The sequence below is a fragment of the Pseudomonas sp. W4I3 genome (assembly GCF_030816195.1).
Lineage (GTDB): Bacteria > Pseudomonadota > Gammaproteobacteria > Pseudomonadales > Pseudomonadaceae > Aquipseudomonas.
Genome location: NZ_JAUSXS010000001.1, coordinates 4,943,665 through 4,956,873, shown reverse-complemented (window position 1 = coordinate 4,956,873; position 13,209 = coordinate 4,943,665). Strand labels below are relative to the sequence as shown.

Genomic DNA, 13,209 nt, shown 5'->3' with positions numbered 1-13,209 from the left:
CTCATAACGATCAAATATGAGAGGGGGCTGGTTGTGGCGAGGGAGCTTGCTCCCGTCCGACAGCGCAGCGGGAGCCGGCTTTTTTGGGGGCGCTTCGCACCCCAGCGCAAGCAAGCTTGCTCGCCACAACAAGCCTGCTCCTGCCGTTTGGGTGTTTGATTCAGTCGATGCCGACAAATCCACCGGTCTGATGCTGCCACAACCTGGCATACAGCCCACCATGGGCCAGCAACTCGGCGTGGCTGCCCGTCTCGGCAATCTGGCCTTTCTCCAGCACGACCAGACGGTCCATCCGCGCAATGGTCGACAATCGGTGCGCAATCGCGATCACGGTTTTGCCCTGCATCAGGGTTTCCAGGCTCTCCTGGATCGCGGCTTCCACCTCGGAGTCCAGCGCTGAGGTGGCTTCGTCCATGATCAGGATCGGCGCGTCCTTGAGCAGCACGCGGGCAATGGCGATTCGTTGGCGTTGCCCGCCGGAGAGTTTCACCCCGCGTTCGCCGACGTGGGCATCCAGCCCGGTACGGCCCTCGGAATCCGACAGCAGCGGGATAAACTCGTCGGCGCGCGCTTTGTGCACGGCGGCCCAGAGTTCTTCATCGGTTGCGTCCGGCTTGCCATACAGCAGGTTGTCGCGGATCGAGCGGTGCAGCAGCGAAGTGTCCTGGGTGATCATGCCAATCTGCGCGCGCAGGCTTTCCTGGGCGACTTCGGCAATGTTCTGGCCGTCGATCAGGATGCGCCCGCCTTGCAGGTCGTACAGGCGCAGCAGCAGATTGACCAAGGTCGATTTGCCCGCGCCGGAGGGGCCGATCAGGCCGATTTTTTCCCCGGCCTTGATCTCAAGGTCGAGGCCGCCAATGATCCCGCTCTTCTTGCCGTAGTGGAAGTCCACCTGCTCGAAGCGCACTTCGCCATGGGGCACGCGCAGGGGCGGGGCGTTGTCGCGGTCGATCACGGCCAGCGGCTGGGCGATGGTTTTCAGGCCGTCCTGCACCATGCCGATATTTTCGAAGATGCCGTTGACCACCCACATGATCCAGCCGGACATGTTGACGATACGAATCACCAGGCCGGTGGCCAGGGCAATCGCGCCCACGGAAATCAGCGACTGGGTCCACAACCACAGGGCCAGGCCCGTGGTGGTGACGATCAACAGGCCGTTCATGGTGGTGATCACCACGTCCATGCTGGTCACTACACGGCTGGCCAGCTGGGTTTTTTCGGTTTGCTCGACGATCGCTTCCTTGGCGTACTGCTGCTCGTACTGGGTATGGGCGAACAGCTTCAAGGTGGTGATATTGGTATAGCCGTCGACGATGCGGCCCATCAGCTTGGAGCGCGCTTCGGAGGAAATCACCGAGCGTTCCTTCACGCGAGGCACGAAGTAACGCAACGTCAGGCTGTAACAGATGATCCAGGTCACCAGCGGGATCATCAGGCGCCAGTCGGCCTCGGCGAACAACACCAGCGAACTGATGGCGTAGATCGCCACGTGCCAGATCGCATCCACCGCAGCCACGGCGGAGTCGCGCAGGGAGTTGCCGGTTTGCATGATGCGCTGGGCAATACGCCCGGCGAAGTCGTTCTGGAAGAAATTCAGGCTCTGCTTGAGCACGTAGCTGTGGTTCTGCCAGCGGATCAGGCTGGTCATGCCGGGGCTGATGGTCTGGTGCACCAACAGGTCATGCAGGGCGCCGAAGATCGGGCGCAGCAATAGCGCGACCACTGCCATCCAGATCAGCTCGGTGCTGTGGACCTGGAAGAAATTGGCGGGCGGCGTGCCCTGCGCCAGGTCGATGATGCGGCTCAGGTAGCTGAACAGGGCCACTTCGATCAGCGCGCCGATCAGGCCCACCACCAGCAGGGCGGCGAAATGCGGCCACACCTGACGCAGGTAGTAGAGATAGAAGGGCAGGACTTGGTCGGGAGGGGCCGCGCTGGGAGCGTCGCGGAAGATGTCGATCAGTTGTTCAAAACGACGATAGAGCATTAGGCTTGACGCCCGCCGTGCGGGCTCTCCTTTCAAATGCGCACGTCGCCTCGTGAGCAACGTGCGAAGTTTCCTGCAGACCTCAGTCGATGCGCTTGGCCGACTTGATCAGGACAGGATCGATTGGCACGTTCTGCATGCCTTGCTTGGTGGTGGTCTGGGAATTGACGATGATGTCGACCACGTCCATGCCCTTGACCACTTTGGCGAATACGGCATAGCCGGCATCGCGACCCGGGTCGAGAAAGGCATTGTCGGCCACGTTGATGAAGAATTGGCTGGTGGCCGAATCCGGGTTCGAGGTGCGCGCCATCGACAGTGTGCCGCGCACGTTATGCAGGCCATTGCTGGCTTCGTTCTTGATCGGCGCTTCGGTCGGCTTTTGCGACATCTGCTGGGTGAACCCGCCGCCCTGAACCATGAAGCCCGGGATCACGCGGTGAAAAATCGTGTTGGTGTAGAAGCCTTTGTCGACATAGGCGAGGAAATTCTTGCTACTGATCGGCGCCTTGACCGGGTCCAGTTCGATTTCAATGTCGCCATTGGTGGTGGAGATCAATACGTGGGGCGCCTTGGCGGGTTCGGCCGCCATCAGGTTGGCAGCGAACAAAACGGAACCGGCAAAGAAGGCGATTTTTTTCAGCATGGGTCAGTGATCCTGGGTAGTGGCGTCGACGGTCTGTAGAAAGTCGAGCAGGCTAGCGTTAAAGACTTCGGGTTGATCCAGGGGCGTGGCATGGCGGGAATCTTCAATCACCACCAGTCGCGCGTTGGGCAGCAGTTTTACATAGATTTCTTCCTGCGCAACGGGGTGTAATCGTGGTCGGCGCTGATGACCAGGGTTGGACAGGTGATCGGGGAAAGATGTTCCTGCACGCCCCAGCCTACAATTGCGCCGAACCAAGCCATCGGTGGACTCCGTTTCAGGCTTGCCGTGGCGCCGCGAAGGGCGCGTCCAGCGGAGCGGTATCAAAGGTACGCAACAATTCGACGAGGATTTGCGTCGCCGGCCCCAGGGGTTTGTCCTTGTTCGAATAGAGATAGAACGTGGGGTGGCGGCTGGCGCCCTGTTCCAACGGCAATTGCTTGAGCACCCCCTCGGCGAGTTCGCGCTCGATCATGTGCCGGGGCAACCAGGCAAACCCCAGGCCGCTGCCCACGAACGCGGCGGCGGTGGCCAGGCTGCCGACGGTCCAGCGCTGCTCGGCGCCGAGCCATCCCACATCCCGTGGTTGCTGGCGGCCGGAGTCACGGATGACCACCTGCATCTGGCTCTCCAGGTCCTGGAAGCTCAACTCACGGCTCATGCGATGCAACGCATGCTCGGGGTGGGCCACGGCGACAAATTCCACATCGCTCATTTCGGTACCCAGGTAACCAGGGATACTGAAGCCGCAAATCGCCAGGTCGGCCACGCCTTCAATCAACAGCTCCTCGACGCCGGACAACACCTCCTCGCGCAAACGTACCCGGCACCCTCGGCTCTGCGGCATGAAGGCGGTGAGGGCGCGCACCAGGCGCGCGTTGGGATAGGCCGCGTCCACGACCAGGCGCACTTCGGCCTCCCACCCTTGCTCCATATGATGAGCAAGGTCTTCCAGTTGGCTGGCGTTTTTCACCAGTTGCCGAGAGCGGCGCAGCAGCACTTCACCTGCATCGGTGAGGACCGCCTTGCGCCCGTCGATGCGCAGCAGCGGCACGCCGAGCTGGTCCTGCATGCGCGCCACGGTGTAGCTCACCGAGGACTGCGAACGGTGCAGCGCTTCGGCCGCCTGGGCGAAGCCGCCATGGTCGACCACGGCTTGCAGCGTGCGCCATTGATCGAGGGTAACGCGGGGCGCTTTCAAGATGAGCTCCTCTTGTCCTAAGCTGACAGTCCTTATTGGAGACTGCCGAATGAGAAAATTGTGTTGTGTGTTGCTGGCGCTGCTGCCGATGAGCGCGTTTGCCTATCCCATCGACGTGACTAAAAAAATCGAGGGTGTAAGCATCGATTACACGGCGTCCGATGTAGACGGCGATATCAGTTCGATTCAACTGAACAACTATGGCACTCAAGATGCTGTGTGTTCGGTAGTCTTCACCAACGGCCCTGAATCGCCGCGCCGGCGTACCGTCAGCGTACCCGCGGGCAAAAGCACCAACACCACGGTCAAGTTCAACCGCGCGATTATCAAGATGCGAATCGCCCTGAGCTGCGCGCCGAAATAAAGCGAAAGCGGAGCATGCCTCTAGGAATACTCCGCTTATGAACAAATTTCTAGATGGGTTATAGCAGTTTTTTGCGCTTTTTAATCGAACAGGCCGTGGTTAATCTTTTCTCCATCGACTTACAGCATTTACCGATGGAGCCTACATAGCCATGTCCAACGTTCTGATCATCGAAAGCAGCGCTCGCCAGCAGGATTCGATTTCCCGCCAACTGACCCAGCAGTTCATCAGCCAATGGCAGGCTTCCCACCCAGGCGATCAGATCACGGTGCGCGACGTGGCGCTCAACCCGGTGCCCCATCTGGACGCCAACCTGCTCGGCGGCTGGATGAAACCTGCCGAGCAGCGCAGCCCGATCGAACAGGCGTCCCTGAACCGCTCCAATGAATTGACCGACGAACTACTCGCCGCCGACGTCCTGGTGATGGCTGCACCGATGTACAACTTTGCTATCCCCAGCACCCTCAAGGCCTGGCTGGACCACGTGTTGCGCGCCGGGGTGACCTTCAAGTACACCGCTACCGGGCCGCAAGGTTTGCTCACCGGCAAGCGCGCCATCGTGCTCACTGCCCGTGGCGGCATTCACACCGGTGCTACGTCGGACCATCAGGAACCGTACCTGCGCCAGGTCATGGCGTTCATCGGGATTCACGACGTCACCTTCATTCATGCCGAAGGGGTGAACCTGAGCGGTGACTTTCAGGAAAAAGGCATCAACCACGCCAAAGCCCTGCTCGCACAGGTGGCTTGATGCTTTAATCGCCAGATAATCCGCCGGTGTTTATCTAGCCCCACGCAATCCCTTCAAGTACGCGTATCGAACCTCCCTTTGCACTTGTTGCTCCTGAGTGCTCCTGCCCGACTGCCGCTTTAGCGAGGTCGGGTTTTTTTTGCCTCGAGTTTCTTCAAACATCGAAAAGCTTTAATGTCGCGCCCATTCGAAGCGAGGCGCACATGGGCTATCTACTGGTTGTCACTCTGATTCAGGCATTTTCCTTCAGCTTGATCGGCGAATACCTCGCCGGTCACGTCGACAGTTACTTTGCGGTGCTGGTGCGCGTGGTGCTGGCCGGGCTGATCTTTATCCCGCTGACCCGCTGGCGCGCGGTGGAGCCGGCGTTCATGCGCAGCATGCTGATCATCGGTGCGCTGCAATTTGGCGTGACCTACGTGTGCCTCTATCTGAGCTTTCGCGTACTCACAGTGCCCGAGGTCTTGCTGTTCACTGTCCTCACGCCGTTGCACGTGACCTTGATCGAAGACGCGCTCAACCGACGGTTCAATCCCTGGGCGCTGGTCGCCGCACTGGTGGCGGTGGCGGGCGCAGCGGTGATTCGCTTCGACCAGATCACCCCGAACTTCCTGATGGGCTTTTTGCTGCTGCAATTGGCCAACTTCACCTACGCTGCCGGGCAGGTCATGTACAAGCACCTGGTGGCGCGCTACCCGAGTGATCAGCCGCACTACCGGCGTTTCGGTTATTTCTACCTGGGCGCCTTGCTGGTGGTGTTGCCTGCATTTCTGCTATTCGGCAAGGCGGACTTCCTGCCCCAGGCGCCGCTGCAATGGGGTGTGCTGGTGTTCCTGGGGCTGGTCAGCACCGCACTGGGCATGTACTGGTGGAACAAGGGCGCCTGCCTGGTCACTGGTGGCACCCTGGCAGTGGTGAATAACCTGCATGTACCGGTGGGGCTGCTGTTGAACCTGCTCATCTGGAACCAGCATGAGCCGCTGGGACGGCTGGCCCTGGGCGGCCTGGTGATCCTGGGCGCAGTGTGGATCAGTCGGTTGGGTATTAAGCGAGCGTCTGGCGTAGAGTCTGCGACCTGAGGGTTCCAGCGATGTGTGAGCGGTAATGAAAGTGTGTTATCGAAAAGAACAGTGCGGGGGTGGCCGGGTGGACAAGGTTGATGAACTGATAATTGCCGCCTTGAAGGACGACTCCCGAGTCAGCCTGGCGGAACTGGCGCGTCAGGTTCACAAGTCTCGGACTGCGGTGGAGTCGAGGGTTCAAAAACTCATCGAAAAGGGCATCATCCTGGGCTTTACCATTAACGTGGCCGAAGATGATGAAGCCCGGCAATCGGCATTTTTGATGCTCAAGCTCAACGGTAGCACTTGCCATTTGGTGTTCCCGAAAATCTACCAGTATCGCGAAGTGGTGCATGCCTATTCACTGTTCGGCGACCTGGACATGATGCTCGACGTGCGATACCGCAATTTTGAAGAGTTGATGGTGCTCAAGGAAGACCTGCTGAAGATCGAGCACGTGAATGAAGTGGTGGTCAACCCGGTGCTCAAGGCCTGGCGGTAGCCGGTGCCGCCTGGGACGGCAGCGGCTGCGCGGTATCACGCGCCTGCGTGGTCGTGGAGGGTTTCGAGAAAGTAGTGATTCAAGGCAGGCATCGTCTGGCGAAGGGTGTCCACGAATTCCGCGATGACCGTCTGGTTGAATTCCAACGTCGTGTCGTCATGCCCCAGTACGACCACCAGCAGACTGGAGGATGCGTCCGTCAGCCTGAAATCATGGGCATCGGCGTCGACTTTGCCGATGCTCGCCAAGGGCACGTCGCCGCAGGTATAGACGATGTCGCCCGCCGGAATCATGACGTCCTTCTTGGCAAACAGCGGGCGGAAGGCCCTCGGTGCCGGCGAGCGCATGACGTAGATATCGTCCCTTTGATGATAGGTGTGCACGCCGATGCTGACGCCGTGTCGGATCGCCACGGCGTTATAGGCATCCACCACGTTATTGATGGGGCGTACGCCGTTAGCGATGAAGCGCCGCAGCAGTTTCTCGTTGGCACTGACCGTGTTCGTGTAGCCGAGCTTTTCAAGCTGGCGGGCAAACCCTTCATAAACCAGGTTGGAGTCCAGTTCATTGAGGTGTGAGGCCACGTGATTCAGGTTGCTTTGCAGAAGGCTGACGAAACTCTGGTCGTCAGACACGCTGATGTTATCGACAACAGCGGCGCACGCATTGCGCAGGCCCAGGTCAAGGGCTGACTTTCGGATGATCAAACGACTTTTCATACCCTTAGCTCCAAAGCTTTTTACGCAGAATGGCGGTGCTGGCGTCCAACTGGTGGGGGCTTGGGTGTTGCAGCCAGAAAAGCCCAGGGCAGGTGGCGAAGTCGATCGTGACCGGCGTGGTATCCCCCGGACTGATGAAGAAGCGATGGCCGCAATAGGCTTCGTCCAGCATCGCGCTCTGCAGTTCCTGTGGGGAGGGGGCGTTGAAGGTGCGGCGTTCGTCTGAACAGAAAAAGCCAATACGGCCATGGCTGACCTGACGCGCAGCGCCAGCCGGTGGGCGAGGCCGACCGAGGTAGCTGTCGATGGCCAATGACAACAAGTCCGGCTGGTACACCTGCTGAAACAGCAGTGGGGCGATGCCGCCATGCAAGCGGCCACCCGCTTCAATCATTACCGGGCCGGTGTCGGACCAGATGATTTCCATATGAATCGGCCCAATCTCGATGCTCAAGGCCGCCGCTGCCAAACGGGCATAGTTGATCAGCGGTTGCAGCTCGTCTGCCTGGGGATCGAGCGTGTCCAGGCTTTCGTAGACGAACTTGCTGCCGTTTCGGTGAACCTTGGTGTACTTGCACACCGTGGCGATGGTGTATTCGCCATCAAAGGCGACCATGTCCACTACGTACTCCGGGCCCGACACGAACGGCTGCACGATAAAGGCCGAGGTTGTATTCCCCCAGGTCGTTTACCTGCCGCCAGGCCGCATTGTTCAAGGCGGTTTCCACTTCCTGCCTGCCTTGGGCGAACACCACGCCTTCGGTGGCGGCTGAATTCAGTGGCTTGACCACGTAGGTAGCGGTTTCCTCCAGCGAATCGACCACTTCCCGGATGCGGGTTGGCGAACTCAGCAGCTGTGAAGCAATGTTCGCCAGGCCGTGTTTCTTGAGCGCTTGCTGCATGGAAAACTTGTTGCGCCGCAGGTCGCTGGTGATGCGGCTGTTGCCAGAAATACGCAGCACTTCGGTGAGGTAATCGGTGAGGTAGATGGCGGTTTCGCAGCCTGCGATCACTGCGCTCAATCCCAGCGTTTCGAGGGTTTCCAACAGGCTCTCTTCCCAGTGGTAAACCTGTTCGAAATCTTCCCTGACCAGGTCATCAGTGAAATGTTTGGGCAGGGTGTCGGTGGAAATCACCGCGATACACTTCACGCCCTGAGCCTTGAGCAAAGGCGCATAGAGTCTGCCCGTAGAAAATGGGTCGACGATCAGTACGGTATTCAATTCAGGCATTCCTTATTCAAGGGTCGCGGTGGCCGGGGCCGCCGACGTGAGATTCCACGCCAGCACGGCAGCGGCCAGCAGGCCGGCGGAAATGATCATCAACAGGCGCGCACCTTCCAGCCCAAGCAATCCTGCAGTGGTAAAGAACGTGAGGATCATCGGCGCCGAACCGCTGACGAGCAGATAGTAGAGCGAGCTTTTTGCTGCGATCACGTCGGCAACTCGCGCGTTGGGCGCCGACTCGATCAGGTTTTTACGCAATTGGATCCGCAGGCTGTTGATGCAAAAGCCCAGCAGGAAAGCGGCCGCCATCATCACGTAGAGGTTCTGGAAGTAGACGATGGCCACATCGGCCAGCAACACCAGCAAAATCGCGCTGTAGCTGTTGAGCTTGATGCGCGGCAATACCGCCGCGCTGAAGGCACCCAGCCCCGCCAGGCCGCTGGCCACGCCGAACAGGGTGGCATTCCACTCATTGAGTTTTTGGAACACGATCGGCACCAGGCTGTTGAAGGCGCCGATGTGGAACCCGATCATGCTTAACACCATGATCAGCACGTACAGGTTTCGTGGCAGGTTCAAGACTTGAGCGACCGGCGCATCCGTTGCGTGTTCGGCAGCCTCGGCGCCGGGTGTTGCCTGCACGAAAAGAATCGCCGCCAGCGACACGATTGCCGCCAGACTGATGATTTGAAGCGTCTGGCTGACCGAAAACACGTCCACGATCACTCCGCCCAGCAGTGCGCCACCAAAGGCCCCGATCTGGATGGACGTTTGCATCAGTCGCGCCGAGGTGTCGCTGTTGGTCGCGCCGGCCAGTACCAGTTTGGTGTTTTTCGACTCCAGGGTGCTGATGGTGAAATAGTCGGTGACACCTACCACGAAAGCGATAGCCAGGAAGCCGATGGGCAGCACGGCAGCGTCCGTGAAGGACAGTCCAAGCACGGCGGCGAACGCGGTCAGGCGGATGTACAGCAGCCGTTTCATGCTCAGCTCAATGGTGAAGAATCTGCCGATGTATTGCTCGCACACATACGGCACCACGGTCGCCACGCAGAGGGTGGCCCCCACCAGGAATGTCGAACCAGTGGTCTCCAGGCCAAACCAGACCATGGCAATGACAATCGCCATGTCCAGGCCGGTAAAAAGGGTCACGATCGAGTAAAACGCTGTGAGTGTTGATTTATGAGTCATGGGGTCTTCAGTCGTAACGAGAAAGTTTGAGTAAGGGCACGCACCGTTCGGTGTCGCCCACGACGGTGCTGAATTGGTTTCTGACGCGAACGGTGGGTGGCGATTTCTTTTCCAGGTTGCACACTTTGTAAGCGTTGTCGTGCCACGGGCAGATCACGCTTTGCCCATCGCCCGAGGTTTCACCCATATGCAAGGGGCCGCCGCGATGGGGGCAGGTGGTGGGCAACAACTGAGTCGAATACGTGTGGCGCTTGAGAAAGTAGGTCTTGTCTTCTACCGCCACGTAGTTGGCATCGGTCAGGTTCAAACGGATGGCTTTCATTTGGGTTGCCTACTCAAAGGGCCGTGACGGTATAGGTGTAGGATGGGCTGACGACGCGGGTGCCATGCAGCATCCCCTTGGGAATCACCACGCCTTCCCCGGCCTTCATGCGTACGCTGAGTTCCGGGCTGGCGACAAATTCCAGCTCGCCGGTTTCAACCCAGAACAGCTCGTCGTTGGGGTGGGTGTGCGGAACCGACAGTTCGTGTTCGGTCTCGGTGATCCGCAGGTCCACCGGCTTCAGGCCTTGCTGGGCCGCAGCCTGTGCGCGGTGTTCATCCAGCTCGTCGTGCCATTGGATATGGGCATAGAGTTCTTCGTCGGCGATGTCCTGCAGTAACCTGAATTCCTCGAAACCGCGGATGAGGTCGGGAATGATCTTGCTGCCGAATTGTTTGATCATGGGCAGAATGAGGCGCTGCAACGCCATTCTTCCGTGATGGACATCGATGTGTGAATGCTCGTCGAAATAGTCGGTGGAGACGCTGCCATTGAAAATGGTCTTGATGGCGCTCGACTGGTGTTTGGTGGTGAGGGCCAGGGTGGCCTCGGTGTAATACATCGCGCCTATGTAGCGGAACAGTTCCCCATGGTTGGCTGACACATAATGGAAGTAGTTGGTCAGCGACAGCGAAGCAGCGGTGTAAAACTGCCAGTAATGGTGCACGTGATGAGACATCCCCATGTCTTTGAGCATGTCTTCAAAGATGGTGCTGTGCTTCTTCTTATCGACGCCATAACCATATTCGTCGATCAGGATCTTGAACAACTCGCTGGTGTACACGCCGCAGTTGCCCAGTACATTACGCGCCATCGCCGAGGCTTCACTGAGGAAGTCGCCAGCGCATTGCGTCATGAAAAATCGCGCGGCACGTTCAGGGTTGCGGCTGGTGGTCAACACCTTGTGCAGCTTGGACTCGGACTGTGAAACCTCCTCCAGGACTTTGTCGGTGTGAGCGATAAACGAATCGATGCACCACGAACCGTTGATATGCACCTCTTCCTTGAGCCAGTCATACAGGTACTGCTCCAGCAATGGGCGAATCTGCTTGCCGCTGGCCGCGTGCTGGGGGTCGTAGAACTGTTTGAATTCCTTGAGATCAAGCTCCATCGGCGGCTTGGGTAGAAATACCAGGTCCTGCTCGTAGATATTCAACAGCAGCCGTTGCGCCAATAGGTGCAGACTGTTTGAAAGTTGATCGCTGGTCAGGCGGGTGCTGATAATTGAATCACAGATGTCCTGCGGCCGGGACGGACGCTGGTAGGGGGTGTTGGCATAAAAGCTGCGCGGCTGAGCAAAAGCGCTGGCGCTACAGTAGTGGGTAAGTGCCTCGACATCCGAGCTGAGTACGAAGTGTGGCGCATCATCTGACAGCTTAGTTGTCCATAACATAAGAAGTGCCTTCTGGCTGATTTGTTCGATGGCCAGATGCTATAGATATGGTTTTTTTAAAAACAGTTTGAAAATCGGGCGCGTGGATAGTGAATTTCACTAAACGCGTAGGTGGAGTCTTCTTTGTTAGTTGGCTGAGTTGCTTTAGCCCGGGGCGACGACTACACATGATCGTCGGCTTTTTTCAGGCGTGCTCATGGCGCGCTTCAGCCGATGACGGAAAAGGAATTTGCCTGAAAATTCACGGCCTGTCCTTGGCCGAAGGGCGTTGAGTACCTTTACCAACAGACCGGTGATCCGCAATTCCAGCTTGAATAGCCACTTCGAAGGGCCATTCAGCCCCTCGCAACCTACCTGGTCAGTGCTCCAGGCTTTCCACGGCCCTGGTATTTTGCTGCATCGCAAACAAGCCGCCGCGCAGGTCTGTGCCGCTTGGCTGCTGATACAGGCTCAAGCCAAACTCCGGCAACACCGCCAACAGATAATCGAAAATATCCCCTTGGATCCGCTCGTAATCCGCCCACGCCGTGGTGCGGGTGAAGCAGTAGATCTCCAGCGGCACACCCTGAGCGGTGGTTTGCATCTGGCGCACCATGCAGGTCATGTTCGGCTGGATATCCGGGTGGCTTTGCAGGTACGCCAGCGCATAGGCACGAAAGGTCCCCAGGTTGGTCATGCGGCGGCGGTTGGCCGACAATTGCGCACTGTGGCCCTGGGCTTCGTTCCAGGCCTTGAGTTCGGCCTGCTTGCGACTGATGTAGCCGGTGAGCAGGTGCACCTGGGTCATGCGTACTTCTTCGTCATCGCGCAAAAAGCGCACGCCGCTGGCATCGATGAACAGGCTGCGCTTGATCCGCCGCCCGCCAGAGGCCTGCATGCCGCGCCAGTTCTTGAACGACTCGGACATCAGGCGCCAGGTGGGAATGGAGACGATGGTCTTGTCGAAGTTCTGCACCTTGACCGTGTGCAGGGTGATATCCACCACATCGCCGTCGGCACCGACCTGGGGCATTTCGATCCAGTCACCGACCCGCAGCATGTCGTTGCTGGTCAACTGCACGCTGGCGACGAACGACAGCAGGGTGTCCTTGTACACCAACAGGATCACCGCCGACATCGCACCCAGGCCCGAAAGCAGCAACAGTGGCGAGCGGTCGATCAGGGTGGCGACAATGATGATCGCGCCAAACACGAACAGCACCATCTTCGCCAGTTGCACATACCCCTTGATGGAGCGGGTGCGTGCGTGTTCGGTGCGCGCGTAGATGTCCAGCAGCGCGTTGAGCAGGGCACTCATCGCCAGCACCATGAACAGAATGGTGATTGCCAGCGCCACGTTGCCGATGAACAGGATGGCGGTCTTGCTCAGGTCCGGCACCAGGTACAGGCCAAACTGGATCACCAGGGACGGCGTCATTTGCGCCAGGCGATGAAAGACCTTGTTATGCCGCAGGTCGTTCAGCCAGTGCAGGGCCGGTTGCCGGCCGAGCAATTTGACGGCGTGCAGGATGAGGTAACGCGCCACGCGTCCCACCAACAGTGCCAGCGCCAGCAACACCAGCAAGCCGAGGCTGGAATGCAGGACCGGGTGTTCGTCGAGGGCGCCCCAAAGGTCTTGGACCTTGAGCCAGAGCTGTTTGATATCCATGAGTGAACCGATTCTTCTGTAAGACAACACGGGGGCGATTAGAGCATTTAAGTGCAACAAAGTTGACGCCATGGACAAAATCGCTGACAAAAAAGCAGCTGATTAGCACCGTTCGCGTAAAGAAACTCGGTTTGGACGCCCGAAACCGGTAACCTATGCAGCTGATATTTTGTATTTCTTCGAGGTAGCACC

Annotated in this window: 14 protein-coding genes and 1 pseudogene; 4 read left to right on the top strand and 11 right to left on the bottom strand. The window is 58.6% G+C overall.

The window, feature by feature from the left end; all coding sequences use genetic code 11:
• Positions 1-160: 160 nt before the first annotated feature.
• From QF045_RS22440 to QF045_RS22425, 4 genes and pseudogenes are all read right to left on the bottom strand, one after another.
• Entirely contained in the window at positions 161-1,993 is a 1,833-nt protein-coding gene (locus tag QF045_RS22440; protein WP_306494077.1) for an ABC transporter ATP-binding protein, read from the bottom strand.
• A gap of 82 nt (positions 1,994-2,075) precedes the next feature.
• On the bottom strand, positions 2,076-2,639 hold the full coding sequence (locus QF045_RS22435) for a peptidylprolyl isomerase (RefSeq protein WP_306494076.1): 564 nt from the start codon (positions 2,637-2,639) through the stop codon (positions 2,076-2,078).
• 3 nt (positions 2,640-2,642) lie between these two features.
• Positions 2,643-2,902 (bottom strand): annotated as a pseudogene (locus tag QF045_RS22430) (alpha/beta fold hydrolase); the annotation flags it as partial.
• Positions 2,903-2,916: 14 nt separating this feature from the next.
• On the bottom strand, positions 2,917-3,840 hold the full coding sequence (locus tag QF045_RS22425) for a LysR family transcriptional regulator (RefSeq protein WP_306494075.1): 924 nt from the start codon (positions 3,838-3,840) through the stop codon (positions 2,917-2,919).
• A 49-nt stretch (positions 3,841-3,889) separates the two neighbouring features.
• Here QF045_RS22425 and QF045_RS22420 point away from each other — a divergent pair, with 49 nt between their 5' ends.
• The 4 genes from QF045_RS22420 to QF045_RS22405 all read left to right on the top strand — a co-directional run bounded on the left by QF045_RS22420 (position 3,890) and on the right by QF045_RS22405 (position 6,518).
• Positions 3,890-4,204 (top strand): 3-phosphoglycerate kinase, encoded by a 315-nt coding sequence (locus QF045_RS22420; RefSeq protein WP_306494074.1) that lies wholly within the window; start codon positions 3,890-3,892, stop codon positions 4,202-4,204.
• A 151-nt stretch (positions 4,205-4,355) separates the two neighbouring features.
• The gene (locus QF045_RS22415; protein ID WP_306494073.1) at positions 4,356-4,955 is read left to right on the top strand and encodes an FMN-dependent NADH-azoreductase; all 600 of its coding nucleotides are present in this window, start codon (positions 4,356-4,358) and stop codon (positions 4,953-4,955) included.
• A gap of 203 nt (positions 4,956-5,158) precedes the next feature.
• On the top strand, positions 5,159-6,034 hold the full coding sequence (locus QF045_RS22410; RefSeq protein WP_306494072.1) for a carboxylate/amino acid/amine transporter: 876 nt from the start codon (positions 5,159-5,161) through the stop codon (positions 6,032-6,034).
• A 67-nt stretch (positions 6,035-6,101) separates the two neighbouring features.
• Complete coding sequence (locus tag QF045_RS22405; protein ID WP_306494071.1) at positions 6,102-6,518, top strand: Lrp/AsnC family transcriptional regulator; 417 nt, start codon at positions 6,102-6,104, stop codon at positions 6,516-6,518.
• Between the two features lie 35 nt (positions 6,519-6,553).
• Here the strand turns inward: QF045_RS22405 and QF045_RS22400 are convergent, their stop codons facing one another.
• The 7 genes from QF045_RS22400 to QF045_RS22370 form a co-directional block, all read right to left on the bottom strand.
• Complete coding sequence (locus tag QF045_RS22400) at positions 6,554-7,237, bottom strand: phenylalanine--tRNA ligase beta subunit-related protein (RefSeq protein WP_306494070.1); 684 nt, start codon at positions 7,235-7,237, stop codon at positions 6,554-6,556.
• A gap of 4 nt (positions 7,238-7,241) precedes the next feature.
• Entirely contained in the window at positions 7,242-7,853 is a 612-nt protein-coding gene (locus tag QF045_RS22395; protein ID WP_306494943.1) for a hypothetical protein, read from the bottom strand.
• On the bottom strand, positions 7,840-8,469 hold the full coding sequence (locus tag QF045_RS22390) for a hypothetical protein (RefSeq protein WP_306494069.1): 630 nt from the start codon (positions 8,467-8,469) through the stop codon (positions 7,840-7,842). The genes QF045_RS22395 and QF045_RS22390 overlap by 14 nt, the downstream gene beginning before the upstream one ends.
• A 3-nt stretch (positions 8,470-8,472) precedes the next feature.
• On the bottom strand, positions 8,473-9,654 hold the full coding sequence (locus tag QF045_RS22385) for a hypothetical protein (protein ID WP_306494068.1): 1,182 nt from the start codon (positions 9,652-9,654) through the stop codon (positions 8,473-8,475).
• 7 nt (positions 9,655-9,661) lie between these two features.
• Positions 9,662-9,976 carry a Rieske 2Fe-2S domain-containing protein gene (locus QF045_RS22380; protein WP_306494067.1) on the bottom strand — a complete coding sequence of 105 codons (315 nt, stop codon included), beginning with the start codon at positions 9,974-9,976 and terminating at the stop codon, positions 9,662-9,664.
• 13 nt (positions 9,977-9,989) lie between these two features.
• The gene (locus QF045_RS22375; protein WP_306494066.1) at positions 9,990-11,369 is read right to left on the bottom strand and encodes an iron-containing redox enzyme family protein; all 1,380 of its coding nucleotides are present in this window, start codon (positions 11,367-11,369) and stop codon (positions 9,990-9,992) included.
• A gap of 358 nt (positions 11,370-11,727) precedes the next feature.
• Positions 11,728-13,017 carry a mechanosensitive ion channel family protein gene (locus tag QF045_RS22370; protein ID WP_306494065.1) on the bottom strand — a complete coding sequence of 430 codons (1,290 nt, stop codon included), beginning with the start codon at positions 13,015-13,017 and terminating at the stop codon, positions 11,728-11,730.
• Positions 13,018-13,209: the final 192 nt, after the last annotated feature.